Annotated in this window: 15 protein-coding genes and 1 riboswitch; of the genes, 2 read left to right on the top strand and 13 right to left on the bottom strand. The window is 77.1% G+C overall.

Features of this window, described 5'->3' with window-relative positions; genetic code table 11:
• Window positions 1-11: 11 nt before the first annotated feature.
• Window positions 12-1679, bottom strand: a complete 1668-nt coding sequence (locus MN205_RS16745; protein WP_242129343.1) for an alpha-amylase family glycosyl hydrolase — start codon at window positions 1677-1679, stop codon at window positions 12-14.
• Window positions 1680-1757: 78 nt separating this feature from the next.
• Between MN205_RS16745 and MN205_RS16740 the strand changes: the two genes are divergently transcribed.
• Window positions 1758-2957 (top strand): ROK family protein, encoded by a 1200-nt coding sequence (locus MN205_RS16740; protein ID WP_242129340.1) that lies wholly within the window; start codon window positions 1758-1760, stop codon window positions 2955-2957.
• A gap of 37 nt (window positions 2958-2994) precedes the next feature.
• On the opposite strand, the gene MN205_RS16735 is transcribed toward MN205_RS16740, so the two are convergent.
• From MN205_RS16735 to MN205_RS16690, 10 genes are all read right to left on the bottom strand, one after another.
• A complete protein-coding gene (locus tag MN205_RS16735) occupies window positions 2995-3549 on the bottom strand; it encodes a GNAT family N-acetyltransferase (RefSeq protein WP_242129338.1) in 555 nt (184 codons plus the stop codon).
• Window positions 3550-3613: 64 nt separating this feature from the next.
• Window positions 3614-4420 carry an ABC transporter permease gene (locus MN205_RS16730; RefSeq protein WP_242129336.1) on the bottom strand — a complete coding sequence of 269 codons (807 nt, stop codon included), beginning with the start codon at window positions 4418-4420 and terminating at the stop codon, window positions 3614-3616.
• Window positions 4417-5451: an aliphatic sulfonate ABC transporter substrate-binding protein gene (locus MN205_RS16725; protein ID WP_242129334.1), complete on the bottom strand. Its 1035-nt coding sequence runs from the start codon at window positions 5449-5451 to the stop codon at window positions 4417-4419. The genes MN205_RS16730 and MN205_RS16725 overlap by 4 nt, the downstream gene beginning before the upstream one ends.
• Window positions 5452-5555: 104 nt before the next feature.
• Window positions 5556-6359: an ABC transporter ATP-binding protein gene (locus tag MN205_RS16720; protein WP_374115966.1), complete on the bottom strand. Its 804-nt coding sequence runs from the start codon at window positions 6357-6359 to the stop codon at window positions 5556-5558.
• Window positions 6360-6420: 61 nt separating this feature from the next.
• Window positions 6421-6528: riboswitch (SAM riboswitch) on the bottom strand.
• A 59-nt stretch (window positions 6529-6587) separates the two neighbouring features.
• The gene (locus tag MN205_RS16715; protein WP_242129330.1) at window positions 6588-7481 is read right to left on the bottom strand and encodes an MBL fold metallo-hydrolase; all 894 of its coding nucleotides are present in this window, start codon (window positions 7479-7481) and stop codon (window positions 6588-6590) included.
• A complete protein-coding gene (locus tag MN205_RS16710; protein ID WP_242129329.1) occupies window positions 7478-9592 on the bottom strand; it encodes an alkaline phosphatase family protein in 2115 nt (704 codons plus the stop codon). Before MN205_RS16710 ends, MN205_RS16715 begins: the two co-directional genes overlap by 4 nt.
• Window positions 9593-9604: 12 nt before the next feature.
• A complete protein-coding gene (gene era, locus MN205_RS16705) occupies window positions 9605-10531 on the bottom strand; it encodes a GTPase Era (RefSeq protein ID WP_242129327.1) in 927 nt (308 codons plus the stop codon).
• Window positions 10524-11870: a hemolysin family protein gene (locus MN205_RS16700; RefSeq protein WP_242129326.1), complete on the bottom strand. Its 1347-nt coding sequence runs from the start codon at window positions 11868-11870 to the stop codon at window positions 10524-10526. Before MN205_RS16700 ends, era begins: the two co-directional genes overlap by 8 nt.
• A gap of 8 nt (window positions 11871-11878) precedes the next feature.
• Window positions 11879-12409, bottom strand: a complete 531-nt coding sequence (gene ybeY, locus MN205_RS16695) for an rRNA maturation RNase YbeY (protein ID WP_242129323.1) — start codon at window positions 12407-12409, stop codon at window positions 11879-11881.
• 7 nt (window positions 12410-12416) lie between these two features.
• Entirely contained in the window at window positions 12417-13478 is a 1062-nt protein-coding gene (locus tag MN205_RS16690; protein ID WP_242129321.1) for a PhoH family protein, read from the bottom strand.
• Between the two features lie 136 nt (window positions 13479-13614).
• Between MN205_RS16690 and MN205_RS16685 the strand changes: the two genes are divergently transcribed.
• Entirely contained in the window at window positions 13615-14460 is an 846-nt protein-coding gene (locus MN205_RS16685; protein WP_242129319.1) for an aminotransferase class IV, read from the top strand.
• Between the two features lie 15 nt (window positions 14461-14475).
• Here MN205_RS16685 and MN205_RS16680 read toward each other — a convergent pair whose 3' ends face one another.
• Together MN205_RS16680 and MN205_RS16675 are read right to left on the bottom strand one after the other, a co-directional pair.
• On the bottom strand, window positions 14476-16350 hold the full coding sequence (locus tag MN205_RS16680) for an HD-GYP domain-containing protein (protein WP_242129317.1): 1875 nt from the start codon (window positions 16348-16350) through the stop codon (window positions 14476-14478).
• Between the two features lie 51 nt (window positions 16351-16401).
• A complete protein-coding gene (locus tag MN205_RS16675; RefSeq protein WP_242129314.1) occupies window positions 16402-18540 on the bottom strand; it encodes a chorismate-binding protein in 2139 nt (712 codons plus the stop codon).
• Window positions 18541-18561 lie beyond the last annotated feature (21 nt).

Raw genomic sequence — 18561 nt, 5'->3', positions numbered from 1 at the left:
TCCGCCCGCCGTCAGCGGCCGGCGCCTGCCTCGCCCTCGAGCCACACCGTGGTCTCTCCCGGGAGCAGCGTCTCCCCGACGGGCCCGCTGGACAAGACGACACGGCCGGTCGGCATCGGCACGGGGGTGGTGCCGAAGTTCGTCACGCAGGTCCAGCCGCCCGGCCGCCGGAACGCCACGACGTCCGCGGGTGTGCCGGTGACCCACTCCAGCTCCTCCGCGGTCTGCGAGCGCGCCCGCTGCGCCAGGGCGCGGCGGTAGAACTCCAGGGTGGAGCCGGCCTCGCCCTCCTGGGCGTCGGCGGCGAGGGCGGCGTACCAGCCGGGCTGGGGCAGGTGGGCGGGTCCGTCCCCGAAGCCGTGGGAGGGGCCGCCCGCGCTCCACGGCAGCGGCACGCGGCAGCCGTCGCGGCCCTTGCGGGTGCCGCCCGAGCGCCGCCAGGTGGGGTCCTGCAGGGCCTCGGCGGGCAGGTCGGCGACCTCGGGCAGGCCCAGCTCCTCCCCCTGGTACAGGTAGGTGCTGCCGGGCAGGGCGAGCACGAAGGCGGTGGCCGCGCGCGCCCGGCGCAGGCCGCGCTCGCGGTCGGCGACGGGCTCGGTGCCGCCGCTGAGCAGCCAGGCCTCCTCGTCGGTGCCCGCGGGCAGGGCGTAGCGCGAGGCGTGCCGCACCACGTCGTGGTTGGACAGCACCCAGGTGGAGGAGCTGCCCGCCTGCGCCGCCAGGCGCAGGTTGTCCTCGACCACCGCGCGGAAGGACGCGGCGTCGAACCCGGCCTGCAGCAGGTCGAAGTTGAACGCCTGGCCCAGCCCCTCCGGGGAGGCGTAGCGGGCGCGGCGGTGCGCCGGCACCCACGCCTCGGCGACCGCGGTGCGCGGGGGGTCGTAGGAGTCGAACAGCTCGCGCCACTCGCGGTAGACCTCGTGCACCTCGTCGCGGTCGAACAGGCGGTGCGCGCCGTCGGGCAGGTCGCCGGCGGCCAGGTCCGCCGCGCTGGGCAGCGGCTCGCTGAGGTCCTTGACGAGGGCGTGGGCGACGTCGATGCGGAAGCCGTCGACGCCGCGGTCGGCCCAGAACCGCAGGGTGCGCAGGTGGTCCTCGCGCACCTCGGGGTTCGCCCAGTTCCAGTCGGGCTGCTCGGGGGCGAACAGGTGCAGGTACCACTGCCCGTCGCCGACGGGTTCCCACGCCGGGCCGCCGAAGGCCGCCGTCCAGTCGGTGGGCGGGAGCTCACCGCGCTCGCCGCGGCCGCGGCGGAAGACGTAGCGCTCCCGCTCGGGCGAGCCCGGTGCGGCCGCGAGCGCCTGCTGGAACCAGGGGTGACGGTCGGAGGAGTGGTTGGGGACGACGTCGACGATCAGCTTGACGCCCGCGCCGTGCAGGGCGGCGACGAGCTCGTCGAACTGCTCCAGGGTGCCGATGCGCGGGTCGACGTCGCGGTGGTCGGCCACGTCGTAGCCGCCGTCGGCGAGCTCGGAGGGGTAGAAGGGGCTCAGCCACACGGCGTCCACGCCGAGGCGCGCCAGGTGGGGCACGCGGGCGGTCAGGCCGGGCAGGTCACCGGTGCCGTCGCCGTTCGAGTCGGCGAAGCTGCGCGGGTAGACCTGGTAGACGACCGCCTGCCGCCACCAGGTGGTGCCGGGGGCGGCGGGGGGTGCCGGGGTCTCGAGCAGGTCGGTCACGCGTCGGTCTCCTTTGATCCGGGCAGTAAATCTAAGCTCTGACTAAAGTAGAGCCGTGATCGGCGTGGAGGTCAAGGGGTGAGCGGCAGCAGGGCGGGGACGGCCGCCGCCGTGCGCAGGCTGCGCGAGGAGAACCTGCGTGCCGTGCTCGAGCACGCCTGGGACGCGCCGGGCGAGGACGGGTCCCCCACCGCCCTGACCGGCAGCGACCTCATGGGGGCCACCGGCCTGTCCAGGGCCACGGTGCACGACGTGTGCGAGGAGCTCATCGAGCGCGGATGGCTGCACGAACTGGCCAACGCCCGCACCTCCGGCGCCTACGTCAAGGGCCGGCCCGCTCGCCGCTACGCCTTCGCCGCCCGAGCCGGCGTCGTCGTCGGCGTCGACGCCGGGGTGCGGCGCCTGTCGGCGACCGTGGCCGACCTGCGCGGCGAGGTCCTCGGGGGCGCCTCCGCCACCGTCGAGCACGACCACGAGCGCACCAGCGTCGCCGAGCGCCTCGCCGCCCTGGAGAGCACCGCGCTGGCCGCGCTGGCCGACGCCGGAGCGGCCGGCGGGGACGTGCTGGCCGCCGCCGTCGGCGTCCCCGCCCCCGTCGCCGCGGACGGGCGGACGGCGTTCGCCGGCAACCCGTACTGGGAGTTCACCAACCCCGGCATCTCCACGCACCTGCACCGCCGCTTCGGCTGGCACGCGGTCACCGACAACGACGCCAACCTCGCCGCCCTCGCCGAGGACCACCGGGGCCACGGTCGCGGCGTGCGCCACCACGTCACCCTCCTGGCGGGCGAGCGGTTCGGCGCTGGGGTCGTCGAGGACGGCCGCCTGCTGCGCGGGGCGCGCGGCGGGGCCGGGGAGATGCGCTACCTGGACCTGGTGTCCGGCGTGGGGTCCACCGACGGCGTCGCCAAGGTGCTGCGCGAACTGGCGCGCGCCCGCGGCGGGCGGGGCGAGGCCGAGCAGGTCCTGACGGCCGCCCGCGACGGCGACCGCGCCGCCCGGGCCCTGGTGCGCACCGCCGGCCTGCGGCTGACGCGCGTCGTCGCCACGCTGGCGGGTTTCGCCGACCCCGAGCGCATCGTGCTGGCCGGTGCCGTCGCCGCGTCGGCGGAGCCGCTGCTGGAGGTGGTGCGGGCCGAACTGCCCCGCTTCCTGGCCGAGCCGCGCCCGCAGGTCGTGGCCTCCGGGCTGGGCGCCGACGTCGTCGTGCTCGGCGCGGTGGAGCGCGCCGTGCAGGAGGTCCGCGCCCGGGCGCTGGAGCTGGTGCCGGACCGGTGAGCGCCGGGCGGGGGCGGGCCGCCGTGCGCGGGCGGGTTCAGCCGCGCACCAGCTCCCCCGGCAGCAGCGAGCCGATCCAGCCGTCGAGGCGCTCACCCCGGTGCACCAGCAGCCCGCGCACCTCGCCCTCGCGGCGGAAACCGCACTTCTGCGCGACCCGCCACGAAGCGTGGTTGCCGACGACGGCCTGCCAGTGGACGCCGGCCAGTCCCAGCTCGTCGAAACCCCACGCCAGGGCGAGGCGCACCGCGCACGTCATCACCCCGCGCCCGCGCGCCCAGGGCGCCAGGCCGAAACCGATCTCGGCCCAGCCGGCCCCCCGGTGGCGCAGGTCGAGCGACCCGGCGAAGCGCCCGCCGGCCTCGACCGCCCACCCGGCGGCCTCGCCGCGCTCCCAGGCTGCCGCGAGCCCGGCGACGAAACCCTCCGCGTCGGCGCGGCCGTACGGGGTGGGCACCGTCGTGAACCGCACGGAGTCCGCGTCGCGGGCCTGCTCCACGATCGCGTCGAGGTCGGCGGCGGTGTGCCGGCGCAGCAGCACGTCGCCGTCGCGCAGTTCCGGGTGCTCGGGCAGGTCCCAGGTGGCGTCCACCCCACGAGGCAACCGCGACGCGCGGGGACCGTCCACCGGTTTCCGGCGGACGGCCCCCGACCGCTCAGCTGCGGTTGCGCTTCACCCGCTGCTCCACCAGGCCGAGCAGCACGTCGGAGAGCTTGCCCAGCAGCGCCAGCAGGATGATCGCCAGCAGCATCTGGTCCGTGCGGCCGACGTTCTGCCCGTTCGTCAGCTGGTAGCCCAGACCGATCGAGGAGGAGATGATCTCGGCCGCCACGAGGAACAGCCAGCTCTGCGCCAGCGCCAGGCGCAGACCCGACACCAGCGACGGCGCCGTGGCCGGCAGGAGGATCTCGGTGAACAACCGCACCCCGTTGCGGCCGTAGGCGCGGCCCACCTCCACCAGCGCCGGGTCCAGGTGGCTCAGCGCGGAGTGCACGGTCGTGTAGACGGGGAAGAACGCGCCGATCGCCACGAGCACGATCTTCGGCGTCTCGCCGATGCCGATCCACAGGCTCAGGAGCGGCACCCAGGCCAGCGACGGCACCGCACGCAGCGCCCCGATCGTCGGCCCCAGCATCCGCGACGCGACCGCCAGCAACCCCGTCAGCCCGCCCAGCACGACCCCCAGGCCCGCGCCCCACAGGAAACCCAGCAGGACGCGCTGGGTGCTGATGGCGATGTTCAGCTGCAGGGCGCCGGTGCGCCACATCTCCTGCGCAGCCCCTGCGACGTCCGCCGGCGGCGGGAGCTGGAACACCGTGAACACGCCCAGGCTGGAGGACAGCTGCCACGCCGCCAGCAGCGCCAGCGGCACCAGCGCCCCCAGCAGCCACCGCCCGGAACCCGCCCGGCGGGCGGCGGGCGCACCCGCCGCCACCGGCCGCTCCGGCGCGCTCACGCTCACGCCGAGACCGCCTTCTCGGCGAACTGCGGGGCGAACAGCCCGTCGAGGGCCGTGAGCGCCTCCTCCTCCGAGCGGACGTCGCCGTTGGCGGCCATGAGCGGGATGACGCCCTCCAGCACCGTGCGCTGCGCGTCGCCGGGCACCGGGTCGATGTCCAGGCCGGTGCGCTCGGTGAGCACCAGGGAGGCGACCTGCGGGTCCAGCTGCGCCTGCTCGGCGTACAGCGCCACCAGCTCGTCGGGGTTCGCCAGCGCCCACGCGCGCGCCTGCTCGTAGGCGTCGACGACCTGCTGGACCAGCTCCGGGGAGCTCTCGATGAACTCCTCGCGGGCGTTGAGCACGCCGTAGGTGTTGAGGTCCACGTTCCGGTACAGCAGCCGGGAGCCGTTCTGGACCTCGGTGGCGGCCATGTTCGGGTCCAGACCGGCCCAGGCGTCCACGTCACCGCGCTCCAGCGCGGCGCGCCCGTCCGGGTGCTGCAGGTTCACGATCTCCACGTCGGAGGCCGCCAGCCCCGCCCGGTCCAGCGCCTGGCGCAGGAAGAAGTACGGGTCGGTGCCCGTGGTGGCGGCGATCCGCTTGCCCCGCAGGCCCGCCACGTCGGTCACCGTGGAGCCCGGCCCGACGACGAGGGCGGTCCACTCCGGCTGGGAGTACACGTCGACGGTCTGGACGGCCTGGCCGTTGGAACGCGCCTGCAGCACCGCGGCACCGGCGGTGGAGGCCAGGTCGAGGTTGTCGTTGCGCAGGAACTCGTTGGCCTTGTTGCTGCCCAGGGACTGCTCCCACTGCACGGTCAGGCCCGCGTCCTCCAGGATCCGCCGCTCGCGCACCACCAGGCTCAGGGGGTTGTAGTAGGCGTAGTCCAGGCGCACGGTGTCGCCGCCGGAACCGGAACCGGAGCCGCCGGCGGCCGGTGCCGCACCGGAGGAGGACTCCCCCTGCACGCAACCGGCAGCGCCGAGGGCGACGCCGCCGAGCAGGGCGCCCAGGGCGGTGCGGCGGGCGAGGGGGCGCAGGGCGTGGGACACGGTTCTCTCCAGGGGAAGCGGTGCCCGCGGGCACGGCGGGACACGGGGTTCGGGGTGCGCGAGATCGCGCGGGGTCGCGGGGAGCGGGTGGTGGCGGGTCGGGTTCAGGCGTGCGCGCGGGGCACGCCGAGCAGTTCCAGCAGCTCCACCCGCAGGTGGGCGAGGTCGGCGTCGCCGCGGTCGCGCGGCCGGGGCACGTCCACGCGCAGGTCGCGCACCACGTGGGCGCCATCGCGGCCCTCGGTGGTGCCGAGCACGAGGACCCGGTCGGCCAGGTGCAGCGCCTCGTCGACGTCGTGGGTCACCAGCAGGACGGTCGCGCCGGTGCTGCGCTGCACGTCGTCCAGCAGGTCCTGCATGCGCAGGCGGGTCAGGGCGTCCAGCGCGGCGAACGGCTCGTCCATCAGCAGCACGCCGGGCCGGCGCACGAGGGCGCGGGCCAGCGCGGCGCGCTGGGCCATCCCGCCGGAGACGCGGCGCGGGCGGTGGCCGGCGAACCCAGCCAGGCCCACGGTCTCCAGCCGGTGCAGCACCTGCGCACGGCCCTGCGCCTTCGGCGTGCCGCGGGGCAGGCCGAGGGCGACGTTGCCGGCGAGGTCCCGCCACGGCAGCAGCCGGGGTTCCTGGAACACCACGCCCGTGCGCGGGCTCACCCCGCGCACCACCTCCCCGCCGACCTCGACGGCGCCGGCGGTGGGCGCGTCCAGCCCGGCGACCAGCCGCAGCAGGGTGGACTTGCCGCTGCCCGAGGCCCCCAGCAGGGCCACGGTGCTGCCGGCGGCGATGTCCGCGTCGACGCCCGCGAGGACGTCGTGGGTGCCGGTGGGGGTGCGGAAGGTGCGCCCGACACCGCGCAGGGCGACACCGGCAGCCTCGACGCGCTCGCCGCCGGGCTCGTCACCGCGCACGGCGGTGGGCTCGCCCGCGGCGGGGCGGGACGCTGACTGGGTGGGCACGGCCGACACTGCTCCTCCATCGCTCCTGGCGTGAGCACCGCACCCGCCGTTCCGGCCAGGGAACGTCAGGAGGTTGCTGCGGCGTCGTCGAGCCAGGTCTCTCGGCCGCTCTGGATGGGTGGCGCCATCAAACGTGACGCACGCCCGCCCTGTCAAAACAGGCGCCCCGGACGGCCCTGGTCAGGACCTGCCGGCCCGGGCGGGCACCAGGGCGCCGGCGGCGTCGAGGTCGAGCGCACCGCGCGGTCGCAGCAGCACCGCCCGGCCGCCCGCCGCGAGCACCGCGCCCGCGAACCGCCGGCCCGGCGCCGTCCAGCGGTCGCCCATCGTCCGGGCCAGGCCCACGGGGGCGAACGTGCCCCAGTGCACCGGCACCGCCAGGTGCGGGCGCACCCGCGCCACGACGGCGGCGGCCTGCTCCGGGTCCAGGTGGTGCTCGCCGAGCGTGTGGCCCCAGCCGCCCACCGGCACCAGCGCCACGTCCGGCGGCCGGCCGGCCGCCTCCAGCACCGACTCGGCGAAGCCGGGGAACTCCCCGGTGTCGCCCACCGCCCACAGCAGCAGGTCCGGCCCGCCGGCGCCCTCCGCCCGCAGCGGGAACACCCCCGGCACCCGGACGAGGTGACCCACCGGCTGAGCGCCGGCGGGGGCGCCCGTCAGCCGGCCCAGGGTGCGGCGGCCGTCGTGGTGGGCGGGCAGCGCCGTCACCGTCAGCGGGCCGGACGGCGCCCCGGGCAGCTCCACCGAGCGCCCCGCGGCGACCTCCCCCACGGCGCTGCCGGTGCCGCGCAGCCGCTGCTGCACCCACGCGGCGGAACCGGGCGGGGCCACCACCCAGCGCGGGCGCAGCCGGCGCAGCGAGGGCAGGTCCAGGTGGTCGTGGTGCAGGTGGGACACGAGCGCCAGCGCCGGGTCCGCGGAGTGCTCGGGGTCCGGCAGCGGGGGCCGGCGGCGCAGGTGGGCGAACGCGCCGCGCAGCACCGGGTCGGTGACCACCCGCACCCCGGCCGCGTCCAGCACCGCGGTGGAGTGCCCCAGCCAGCGCAGCCGCGCCCCGCCCACCGCTGCGCTCACCGCCCGGCCCCCTCGGCCCCGGCCCGCGACGGGGCGAGCGGCCCGGCGGCGGGCAGCACCCCCTCGGCGCGCATCCAGCGCACGAGCTGGCGGTGCACGGTGTCGGCCCCCACCAGCAGCCGCTCGCCGGGCACGGAGGTGTCCAGCAGGTCCTCGTCGACGGCCCAGTCCGCCGGGTGCACCAGCACGGCCTCGTTCTGCTCCCCGCCCAGGCCGCCGTGGTGGGCGACCTGCTCCTCGAAGGCGTGCACCTCCCCGGTGCGCTCGTCCACGGCGGAGTGCACCAGCAGCGCCGGGGCGGTGCTCATGCGCATCACCCGCAGCACCTCCCCGGCCGCCCGCGGCCCGAACGGCGCCAGCGGGTCGCTGCCGCGCACCCGGCCGGTGAGCAGGTCGTGCTCGCCGGCGGGCCCCAGCACCACCGGCCCGGCCGCGCCGTGCCCGGCGACGAAGCCGACGCCGGGCGCGGCGAGCAGGCCGGGCAGCAGCGCGGGCCAGCGCCCGCCCAGCTCGGTCAGCCCCAGTCGCCCGCCGGGGGCGTCCGGCACGCTCAGCAGCGCCGTGCAGCCGGCGGTGACGACGACCACGGCGTCCGGGCCGACGACCTCGTCCGCGCGCGGCTCGCGGCGCCGGCCGGCGCGGGGGACGTGCCCCGCCGGCGCCAGGTCGCGCACGAGGACGTCGACGCGGCCGCGGCCCTCCTCGCCGCTGGCGGAGGCCACCCGCGACGGGGGGCCGGGGTGCTCGCGCTGCACGAGGTCGGCGACGAGGTCCTGCACCGTGCGGCCGGCGACCTGGGCGAACGTCGGGCCCTGCGCCTGGCCGTGGTCGGAGACCACCACGACGCGGTAGCGGCGCGGGGAGGCGGCGGCCACGGCCGCCAGGGTGCCCAGCACCCGGTCCACGCCCGCCAGCGCGTCCAGGGACTCCGCGCGCGCCGCGCCGGCGTGGTGGGCGACCTCGTCGTAGTCGAGGAAGTCCACGAAGACCACCGGCCGGCCGGCGGCCAGCTGCTCGGCGACCAGGGCCACGTTCAGGTCGCGCAGCAGGGCGTTGGTCAGCGCCCGCAGCAGCACGTACCAGCCGCGGCGGCGGATGCGCGGCTCCACGCGGCGCACCCGCTGCTGCCAGCCCTGGTAGACCTCCTTGACGACCTCGCCCGCGGTGAGCACCAGGCTGCGGGCCAGCCCGAAGGGGCGCAGCACGTAGCGCAGGTACGGGCGGCCGGAACCGCCGCCGCGGGAGGTGGAGACCACCAGGTGCGCGTGCGCACCCTCGCCGGAGAAGACGTTGCCGATGCTGGCGCCGTCGTGGGCGAGCAGGCCCTCCCGGCCGGCGGCGCGGGCGGCGCGCACCAGTCGCTCCTCGATGACGGCGGCGTCGGCGGGGCGGTTGGCGACGAGCACCCGCTCCAGCTCCGGGTCCCACCAGCGGAAGGCGGGCACGTCGTCGATCGTGCCGTGCAGCAGGCCCGCCTGGCTGGCGGGGGTGGTGGACGGCAGCGGGGCCCGCCAGCCGGTGGCGCGGTGGGTGCCGGTGCGCAGCCAGCGGGCGATCGTGGGCAGCGTCCCGGCGTGCACGCCGAACCGCAGCAGCGGCAGGGACAGCCCGTCGACCTGCACGACGAGCAGCCCCGGCTCGGCGCCGGCCGCCGCGCGCGGGCGCCGGCGGCGCAGCAGGTCGCGCACCACCCAGCTGCTGTCGTTCACGCCGACGAGCCAGCGGGCCACCACCGCCACCAGGCCCGTGACCAGGTACACCTGCCCCAGCGCCCCCAGGGAGCGCAGCTCCAGGCCGGGCAGCGCGGTCAGGGCGGTGTGCAGCACGAGCAGCTGCACCGCCACGCCCAGCGCGACGGTCACGGCGGGGCCGGCCACCTGCACCAGCGGGCCGAGGACGGGACGCACCAGGACGTCGCCGAGCAGCAGCAGCGCGGAGGCCGCCAGCAGCCAGGCCGGGGAGGCGTACTCCACGCCCGCGACGACCTGGCCGCTGATCCACAGGGCCAGCGCGGTGGGCACCACGCTGAGCAGCGCGTCGTGCGCGTCGCGGGCCGTCAGCAGGGGACGGCGCGGCCCGCGGGGCCTGCGGGCCGGCCCGTCACCGGGCACGGCGGGCACTCCTCAGAAGCCCAGGCGCTGCAGCTGCTTGGGGTCGCGCTGCCAGTCCTTGGCGACCTTCACCCGCAGGTCCAGGTGGCAGCGCTCGCCGAGCAGGGCCTCGATCGAGCGGCGCGCGCGGGTGCCGACGTCCTTCAGCCGCGAACCGCCGCGGCCGATGATGATGCCCTTCTGGCTCTCGCGCTCCACGTACAGCCACACGTGGACCTCGAGCAGCCCGTTCTCGCGGCGCGCCACCTCCTCGACGACCACGGCCAGGGAGTGCGGCATCTCCTCGCGCACGCCCTCGAGCGCCGCCTCGCGCACCAGCTCGGCGATCATGACCTGCTCGGGCTCGTCGGTCAGCTCCCCGTCGGGGTACAGCCGCGGCCCGGGCGGCAGGTGCGAGAGCAGCACGTCGGTGACGACGTCGACCTGCTCGCCGGTGGCGGCCGAGGCGGGCACGACGTCGGCGAACCCGCCGAGCAGCTCCTCGCCCAGCGCGCTGACCGCCAGCAGCTGCTCGGCCACCCGCTCGGGGCGCACCTTGTCGGTCTTGGTGACCAGGGCGACCTTCGTGGAGCGGGGGGCTGCGGCCAGGACCTCGGCGATGAACCGGTCGCCGGGGCCGATGCGCTCGTCGGCGGGCACGCACAGCGCCACGACGTCGACCTCGGCGAGGGTCTCGTGCACGAGGTCGTTCAGCCGCTGCCCCAGCAGGGTGCGGGGGCGGTGCAGACCGGGCGTGTCCACGAGCACCAGTTGCGCGTCCGGGCGGTGCACGATGCCGCGCACGGTGTGCCGCGTGGTCTGCGGGCGGCTGGAGGTGATGGCGACCTTCTGCCCCACCAGCGCGTTCGTCAGCGTGGACTTGCCGGCGTTCGGCCGGCCCACCAGGCAGGCGAACCCCGACCGGTGCTCCCCCGCGCGCTCCCCGTTGCCCTCACTCACGAGACCGACCTCCACCGCTCACCAGTTCCCCGTCCCGCGCGCGCTCGTCGTCGCCGGGCCCACCGCCGTCGTCCGGGTCGGCCCGGTGCACCAGCACCGTGCGCACCCGGTTGCGCCGCCCGCCGCGCGACTCCGCCTCCAGCCGCAGGCCGTGGACCTGCGCGGCGGAGCCGGGCACCACCACCTCGCCGAGGGTCTTGGCGAGCAGGCCGCCGACGGTGTCGACGTCCTCCTCCTCGATCTCCAGCCCGAACAGCTCGCCCAGCTCCTCCACGTGCAGCCGCGAGGAGACCCGGTAGCCGCCGTCGTCCAGCTCCTCCACGTCCGGGGCGCCGCGGTCGTACTCGTCGGCGATGTCGCCGACGATCTCCTCGATGGCGTCCTCGATCGTCACCAGGCCCGCCGTGCCGCCGTACTCGTCGACGACGACCGCCACGTGCGTGGTCTCGTGCTGCATCCGCTTGAGCAGGTCGTCCACGGGGAGGCTGTCGGGCACGAACGCGGCCGGGCGGGCGACGTCCTCCACGGGGGTGCGGCGCGCGGCGGCGGGGTCGTCGTGGAAGCGGCGGGCGACGTCCTTGAGGTAGAGCACCCCGAGCACCTCGTCGGCGTCCTCGCCCACGACGGGCGCGCGGGAGAAGCCCGAGCGCAGCAGCAGCTCCTCGGCCTCGTGCAGGCCGGTGCCGCGGCGCAGCGAGACGACGTCGGTGCGCGGGACCATCACCTCGCGCACGCGGGTGTCGCCCAGCTCGAAGACCGAGTGGATCATGCGGTGCTCGCCGGCCTCGATGACGGACGACTCCCCCGCCAGCTCCACGATCTCGCGCAGCTCCGCCTCGGAGGCGAACGGGCCGTGCGGGGTGCCGCGGCCGGGGGTGACGGCGTTGCCGACGAGCACCAGCGCGTGCGCCAGGGGCCCCAGCAGCTGGCTCAGCGCCGCCAGCACCGGTGCCGAGAGCAGCCCGACGCTCTCGGCGTGCAGCCGCCCCAGGGTGCGCGGGCCCACCCCGACGAGCACGAAGTCCAGCGCCGACATGCCCAGCCCGGCGATGAGCAGCACCAGCCACCAGGAGTCCGTCCAGCCGGCGACGACCACCGTGACGCACACCGCCGCCAGGGTCTCGAGGACCACGCGCAGCAGCGTGCACACCGTCAGCACCGGCGCCGCGGAGTCCAGCACCCGCAGCAGCGCGCCCGCACCGCGGCGGCCGTCCGCCTCCAGCTCGCGGGCCCGGCGCCGGGAGGTGCCGCCGATGGCGGCCTCCGCGGCGGCCACCAGGCCGGCGGCCACGACGAGGACGAGCGCCAGCAGCAGCAGCGGGACGGCCGGGGACCCCACGGCGCCCCTCAGCCCTTCGGCCCGGAGCCCGGCAGCGCCCGGTGCCCCACCGTGGGCGTCGGGTCCCCGGGGCGGCCGATGCGGGCCAGGAAGCCGAGCACCAGCCGGCGCTGCAGCGTGAACATCTCCCGCTCCTCCTCCGGCTCGGCGTGGTCGTAGCCCAGCAGGTGCAGGATGCCGTGCGTCACCAGCAGCAGGACCTCGTCGGCGGTGGCGTGCCCGGAGGCCGCGGCCTGCGCCGCCGCCACCTCGGGGCACACCACGACGTCGCCGAGCAGCCCCGGCTCGGAGGTCTCCCCCTCCCGGCCGGGACGCAACTGGTCCATCGGGAAGGACATCACGTCGGTGGGGCCGGGCTCGTCCATCCACTGCTCGTGCAGGCGGGACATGGCGTCGCCGTCGACCATGAGCACGGACAGGTCCGCCAGGGGGTGCACCCGCATCTCGTCCAGCACGTGGCGGGCCAGCGCCGCCACCTCCACGGTGTCCACGCCGCGCCCGGCGGCGAAGGTGCTCTCGTCGACGACGTCGATGCTCACGCGCGCCTCACCGCCGCCCGCGCTGCTGCGGCGCCCGGCCCGGCCGGGCGTCCTCCCAGCGGCCGTACGCGTCGACGATCTCCGAGACCAGCCGGTGGCGGACGACGTCGGTGCTGGTCAGCCGGGAGAAGTGCACGTCCTCGATGCCCTCGAGGATGTCCTGCACCACGCGCAGACCGGACTCGGTGCCGCTGGGCAGGTCCACCTGCGTCACGTCGCCCGTGACGACGATCTTGGAGTTGAAGCCCAGCCGGGTCAGGAACATCTTCATCTGCTCGGGCGAGGTGTTCTGCGCCTCGTCGAGGATGATGAAGGCGTCGTTGAGGGTGCGACCGCGCATGTACGCCAGCGGCGCCACCTCGATGGTGCCGGCCGCCATCAACCGCGGGATGGAGTCCGGGTCGAGCATGTCGTGCAGCGCGTCGTACAGCGGCCGCAGGTACGGGTCGATCTTGTCCGTCAGCGTGCCGGGCAGGAAGCCCAGGCGCTCACCGGCCTCCACCGCCGGGCGCGTCAGCACGATGCGGTTGACCTGCTTGGCCTGCAGCGCCTGCACGGCCTTGGCCATCGCCAGGTACGTCTTGCCGGTGCCGGCGGGGCCGATGCCGAAGACGACGGTGTGGTCGTCGATGGCGTCGACGTAGTGCTTCTGGTTCACCGTCTTGGGGCGGATGGTGCGCCCGCGGCTGGACAGGATGTTCAGCGTCAGCACGTCCGCGGGGCGCTCGCTGCCGGTGCCGGCGGCCTGGGCGCGCAGCATCGCCACCGAGCGCTCCACCGCGTCCGCGGACAGCGGCTGGCCGGCGGCGAGCACGGCGAGCATCTGGTCGACCAGGCGCTCCACGAGGGCGACCTCGCCGGCGGACCCGGTGACGGTGATCTCGTTGCCGCGCACGTGGACGTCGGTGCGGGTGAAGGCCCGCTCCAGCACGCGCAGCAGCTCGTCGCGCGGGCCCAGGAGGGAGACCATCGAGACGTCGGGCGGCACGACGACGACGTGGCGGGCGGTGGCCGCGGGCTCGACGCCGGGCCCGCCCTCGGCGGGGGTGGTGGGGTCGTTGCTGGCCATGGTCGGCCCGGTGGGCCGTTCGCCTCCGTGGTGAGGGGGTGCTCGTCGGGGTCGATCCTACCGAGCGGGCGCCCGCGCGCCCGCTGCGTCGGCCAGACTCGCCCGGGTGAGCGGCGAGGCGCGGCGGTGTGTCCCGGTGCGGGCGCGCACGGCGGTCCTCGGCCGCGGCGAGGTGGCGCCCGGCGCCCCGGTCGCCGCCGCCGACGACGCCGGTGCTGCCCGCGGCGACGGCGTCTTCGAGACGCTGCTGGTGCTGGGCGGCCCACCGGTGCGCCCGGTGCACCTGGACGCGCACCTGGAGCGCCTGGCGCGCTCCGCGCACGCCCTGGACCTGCCCGCCCCGGACCTCGCCGCCTGGCGGGAGCTGGCCGTGGCCCTGAGCGCGGACGTGCCCGCCGGGGCGGAGGCCGTGCTGCGCCTGACCCTGACGCGCGGCGTCCCCGGCGCCGGGCCGACCGGCCTGGCCGCGCTGCGCCCGGTGCCGCCGGCCCTGGTGAGCGCCCGCGAGCGCGGCGTGCGGGTGGTGGCCCTGACGCGCGGCACACCGGCGCGCGTGCACGCGGCGGCGCCGTGGCTGCTGGGCGGGGCGAAGGTGCTCTCGTACGCGGTGCACGCCGCGGCGCTGCGCGAGGCGGCCCGGCGCGGCGCCGACGACGCCCTGCTGACCTCCACGGAGGGGCTGGTGCTGGAGGGCGCCACGTCGAGCGCGGTGTGGGCGGCCGGCGGGCGGCTGCTGACCGCGCCGGTGGACGGCACGGGCGTGCTGCCCGGCACCACGCAGCGGGCGGTGTTCGCGGGCGCGGCGGCCGCCGGGATCGCCACCGGCACCGACCTGGTGCCGGTGGCGCGGCTGCGGGCGGCGGACGCGGTGTGGCTGACCTCCAGCGTGCGCGGCGTGGTGGAGGTCACCCACCTCGACGGTGAGCCGCTGGCGCGGCGGACGGACCTGACGGCCCGGCTGCGCGCGTGGGCCCTGGCCTGAAGCGCGGCGGTGGGCTCAGCAGCGGGCTTCACCGTCGCCCTTGCCGCTGCCGTTGCCGTGGCCGCTGCAGTTGCCGGTGGGCGTGGCGGTCGGCGTCGCCGGGGCGGTGGGCGTGGCGGTGGGCGTCGGCGTGCCGGTCGACGTGCCGGTGGGCGTCGGCGTGCCGGTGGGCGTGCCGGTGGGCGTCGGCGTGCCGGTCGACGTGCCGGTGGGCGTCGGCGTGCCGGTGGGCGTCGGCGTGCCGGTGGGCGTCGGCGTGCCGGTGGGCGTCGGCGTGCCGGTCGGCGTGGTGGTCGGCGTGCCGGTCGGCGTGGTGGTGGGCGTGCCGGTCGGCGTGGTGGTGGGCGTCCCGGTCGGCGACGGCGTGGTGGCGGGAGTCGGAGCCGCTGGCGTGGTGGTGGGCGTCCCGGTCGGCGCCACCGTCGCGGTGGTCGGGGCGGTGGTCGGTGCACGGGTCGGGGCGCGGGTCGGGGCGGTCGGCGTCCGACGGGGAGCGGACGTGCGCGCCGGGCTCCGGTTCGGGGTGGGGCTGCGCACCGCCGGACCGGCGGGGGTGGAGGTCCCCGAGGCCGCGACCTCGGCCGCCGCCCGCGCCGGGAGGGCCGAGAGTCCGACGGGGAGGGGGGTGGTGGCCGTGGTCGGGCTCGGGCCGGGGGCGCGCGGCGCGGCCACGTCGGCCACGTCGGTCACGTCGGCCACGTCGGTCACGTCGACGGCACCGGCGGCGTCCGCAGCTCGCGCGGCGGCCGCCACGTCCACCGGAGCGGCGACCGGCACGGCCGTGGTGGTGAGGCCCGCGCTCACCCCGACCCCGGCGGAGAGCACGGCGGCCAGCACCTGCCCGCCGGCGGTCTGCGCGACCGTCGAGGCCGTCGACAGGGCCTGGGCGGGGGCGGCCCCCACCCCGGGCAGGGCCGCCAGCAGGGTCGCCGGGCCGGCGACCACCCGCAGCCGGCCGATGCCGATCGAGAGGAACGCGCGGACGACGTCCGGGTCGAACTGGGTACCGGCGCAGCGGGTGATCTCCACCCGGGCCTGCTCGGCCGTCATCGGCTTCTTGTAGGAGCGGGCGGAGGTGATCACGTCGTAGGTGTCCGCGACGGCGATGACGCGCGCCGCGAGGGAGACGTCCTCGCCGCTCAGGCCCCGCGGGTACCCGCCGCCGTCCCACCGCTCGTGGTGCTGCTCCACGCCGTCGAGCCACGGCCCCAGCCACGCGCTCAACGGCCGGACCAGCCGACCGCCGTGGCAGGGGTGCTCCTGCAGGGTGGCCCACTCCTCGTCCGTGGGCCGGCCGTCCTTGTTGATGATCTCGACGGGGACGTGGACCTTGCCCACGTCGTGCAGCAGGGCGGCCCAGCTGAGCCGGTCGACGTCCTCGCGGGGCAGCCCCAGCTCACGGCCGATCAGCGCCGAGTACGCCTGGACCCGCTCCCCGTGCGCCCGGGTGCGCGCGTCGTGCGCGGCGAGGGTGCTCACGAGGGTGAGCAGCCACTCGGCGGAACCGCGGTCGGCGGCCGCGGCGCCGTCCGCGTCCTCCAGGGCCGAGGGCGACCAGGTGCGGCGGGCGACCTCGAAGCGGCTGGGGACGCGGTCGGGCAGGACCAGGCTCAGCCGGAGCAGCGCCGAGAGGGGGACCAGCCGGCGCAGCCGGCGGGAGAGGACGACCAGCACCCCGGAGGAGACCCCCACGACGAGCAGCAACCACACGGCCGCGGGCACGCCGAGCCGTGCGGCGGGCAGCCAGTGCGCGGCGGCGGCGCCGATGCCCAGGGCGAACAGCAGCGGCCCGGCCGAGGCGGTCGCCCGCACCAGGGCGGCCAGGACGGGACGTGGCCGCCAGGCGGTCGGGCCCCCGTCCCCGTAGTTCTGCGTCGGTCCCGTGGCCACCTCCCCGGGGTCGGGACGCGGGCGGGGCGGGTTGAGCCGCCGACGGTCGCTTCACCCGCCCGGTGGGCGTGCACCCCCCGAACGGGGGACGTCCGCGCCGGCAGCGCCCGGCGGCGGGTCCAGCAGCGCCCGCAGCGACGCACCGGCCTTGAGGACCATCTCGGCGATCTCCTGCTCGGGCTCGGAGTCCAGCACCACGGCCCCGCCGGCGCCGGCGGTCCACTCCCCGCCGGCGCGCACGAGGGTGCGGATGACGACGGCGAGGTCCGCGGCGCCGGTGAGCGAGAGGTACCCCAGCGCACCGGAGTACACGCCGCGGGCGCGCTGCTCCAGCGCGTCGACGACCTCGCAGGTGCGCAGCTTGGGGGCCCCGGTCATCGACCCGGGCGGGAAGCAGGAGCGCACCGCGTCCACCGCGCCCAGTCCCGTGCGCAGGCGCCCGCGGACGGTGGACACCAGCTGGTGGGCGGTGGCGTAGGTCTCCGTCGCCATCAGCGCGGGCACCGACACCGAGCCGACCTCGCACACCCGCCCCAGGTCGTTGCGCAGCAGGTCGACGATCATGAGGTTCTCGGCGCGGGTCTTGGGGTCGGCGGCCAGCGCGCCGCGCAGCGCCGCGTCCTCGGCGGCGTCGGCGCCGCGACGGGCGGTTCCCTTGATCGGCTTGGCCTCCGCCCAGCCGTCGCGGTCCACCCGCAGGAACCGCTCGGGCGAGGCGCACACGACCTCCACGCCGGGCAGGCGCAGCAGCGCCGCGTAGGGGGCGGGGTTGACGCGGCGCAGGCGGAGGTGGGCGGTCAGCGCGTCCACCGGGTCGGTCGAGCGAGCCTGCGCGGTCAGGCACACCTCGTAGCTCTCCCCCGCCCGCAGCACCTCGCGGCACTCCTCCACGGCGGCGAGGTACTCCTCGCGGGTGCGGTCCAGCAGCGGCAGCACCACCTCCTCCGGCAGCGGCGGCACGGGTGCCGGTTCCGGGCGGGGCGGGGCGCCGGGCAGCGCGGCGAGCGCCCGGGCGGTGCCCTCCAGCCAGGCGCGCGCGTCCCGCTCGGCGGCCGCGACGCCGGGCGCGGCGGGGTCGGTGCGCACCAGCGCGACCAGGTGGGTGCGCTCGTCCTCGTGGTCGATCGCGACGAACCGGTCGGCGAACACCCAGGCCGCGTCGGGGGTCGCCGAGCGCCGGGTCGTCGGTGAACCGCAGTCGGCGCGCACCTCGTAGCCGAGGTAGCCCACCCAGCCGCCGGCGAGGTCGAAGGGCAGCTCACCGGGGTCCTGACCGTCCGCGCCCCCGCCGCCCTCCAGGCGCCGGCCGCCCAGGTGCTCGAACACCGAGCCGGGCAGCCGCCGCTCACCGTCGCGGTCGCGCAGCACCACCTCCCCCTCGGCCGCGCGGTACGTCAGCAGGTCCGCCTCGGGACCGGCGGAACCGCCGACGAAGGAGAAGCGACCGGTGCCCGGGCCGGGGCGGGCGCTGTCCAGCCAGAAAGCGGGCGCGTCCGGCACCGTGAGCGCCCCGAACACCGCCGCGGGGTCGACGGCGCGCTCCAGGACGTGCGTGCGCAGCCGGTACGTGCGCTCCGGCGCCCGGGCGGCGGCCGGCGACGCGGCGCGCACCGCCGGGCGGGCGCTGCGCAGGAAGTTCCCGACGATCGTGGTGCCGTGCTCGCTGCCGACGGACTCGGGGTGGAACTGCACGCCGGTGAACGGGCGGGTGGTGTGCCGCAACCCCATGACGACGCCGTCCTCGGCCCACGCGGTCGCCACCAGCGGCGCCGGCAGCGGCTCGGTCACGCACAGGGAGTGGTAGCGCACCGCCGCGAAACCCTGCGGGACCCCGGCGAACACCCCGGCACCGTCGTGGTGCACCCGGGTGACGTGACCGTGCCGCGGCTGCGGCGCGCGCACCACGGGCGCCCCCGCCGCCAGGGCGATCCCCTGGTGCCCCAGGCAGATCCCCAGCACCGGCACGCGCGCGCGGGCCAGCACCTCGGCGCTCAGGCCGAAGTCGCGGGCCTCGCCCGGGTGCCCCGGGCCCGGGGAGATGACGACCGCGTCGAAACCCGTCAGGTCCAGCTCGGCGGGCGCCACGGCGTCGTTGAGGACCACGACCGGCTCCGCGCCGGTGAGGCCGGCGAGCAGCTGGAACACGTTGTACGTGTACGAGTCGTGGTTGTCGACGAGCAGGACGCGCACTGCTCCCCCGGCGCCCGCGCC

Origin of the sequence: Kineococcus sp. TRM81007 (assembly GCF_022669155.1) — a bacterium.
In the GTDB taxonomy this organism is placed as follows: domain Bacteria; phylum Actinomycetota; class Actinomycetes; order Actinomycetales; family Kineococcaceae; genus Kineococcus.
This window is presented reverse-complemented; position numbering and strand designations above follow the sequence as displayed.

Excerpts from the sequence above, each read along its gene's own strand:
- MN205_RS16690 (WP_242129321.1), bottom strand. The coding sequence starts at position 13,478 with ATGGCCAGCAACGACCCCACCACCCCCGCCGAGGGCGGGCCCGGCGTC.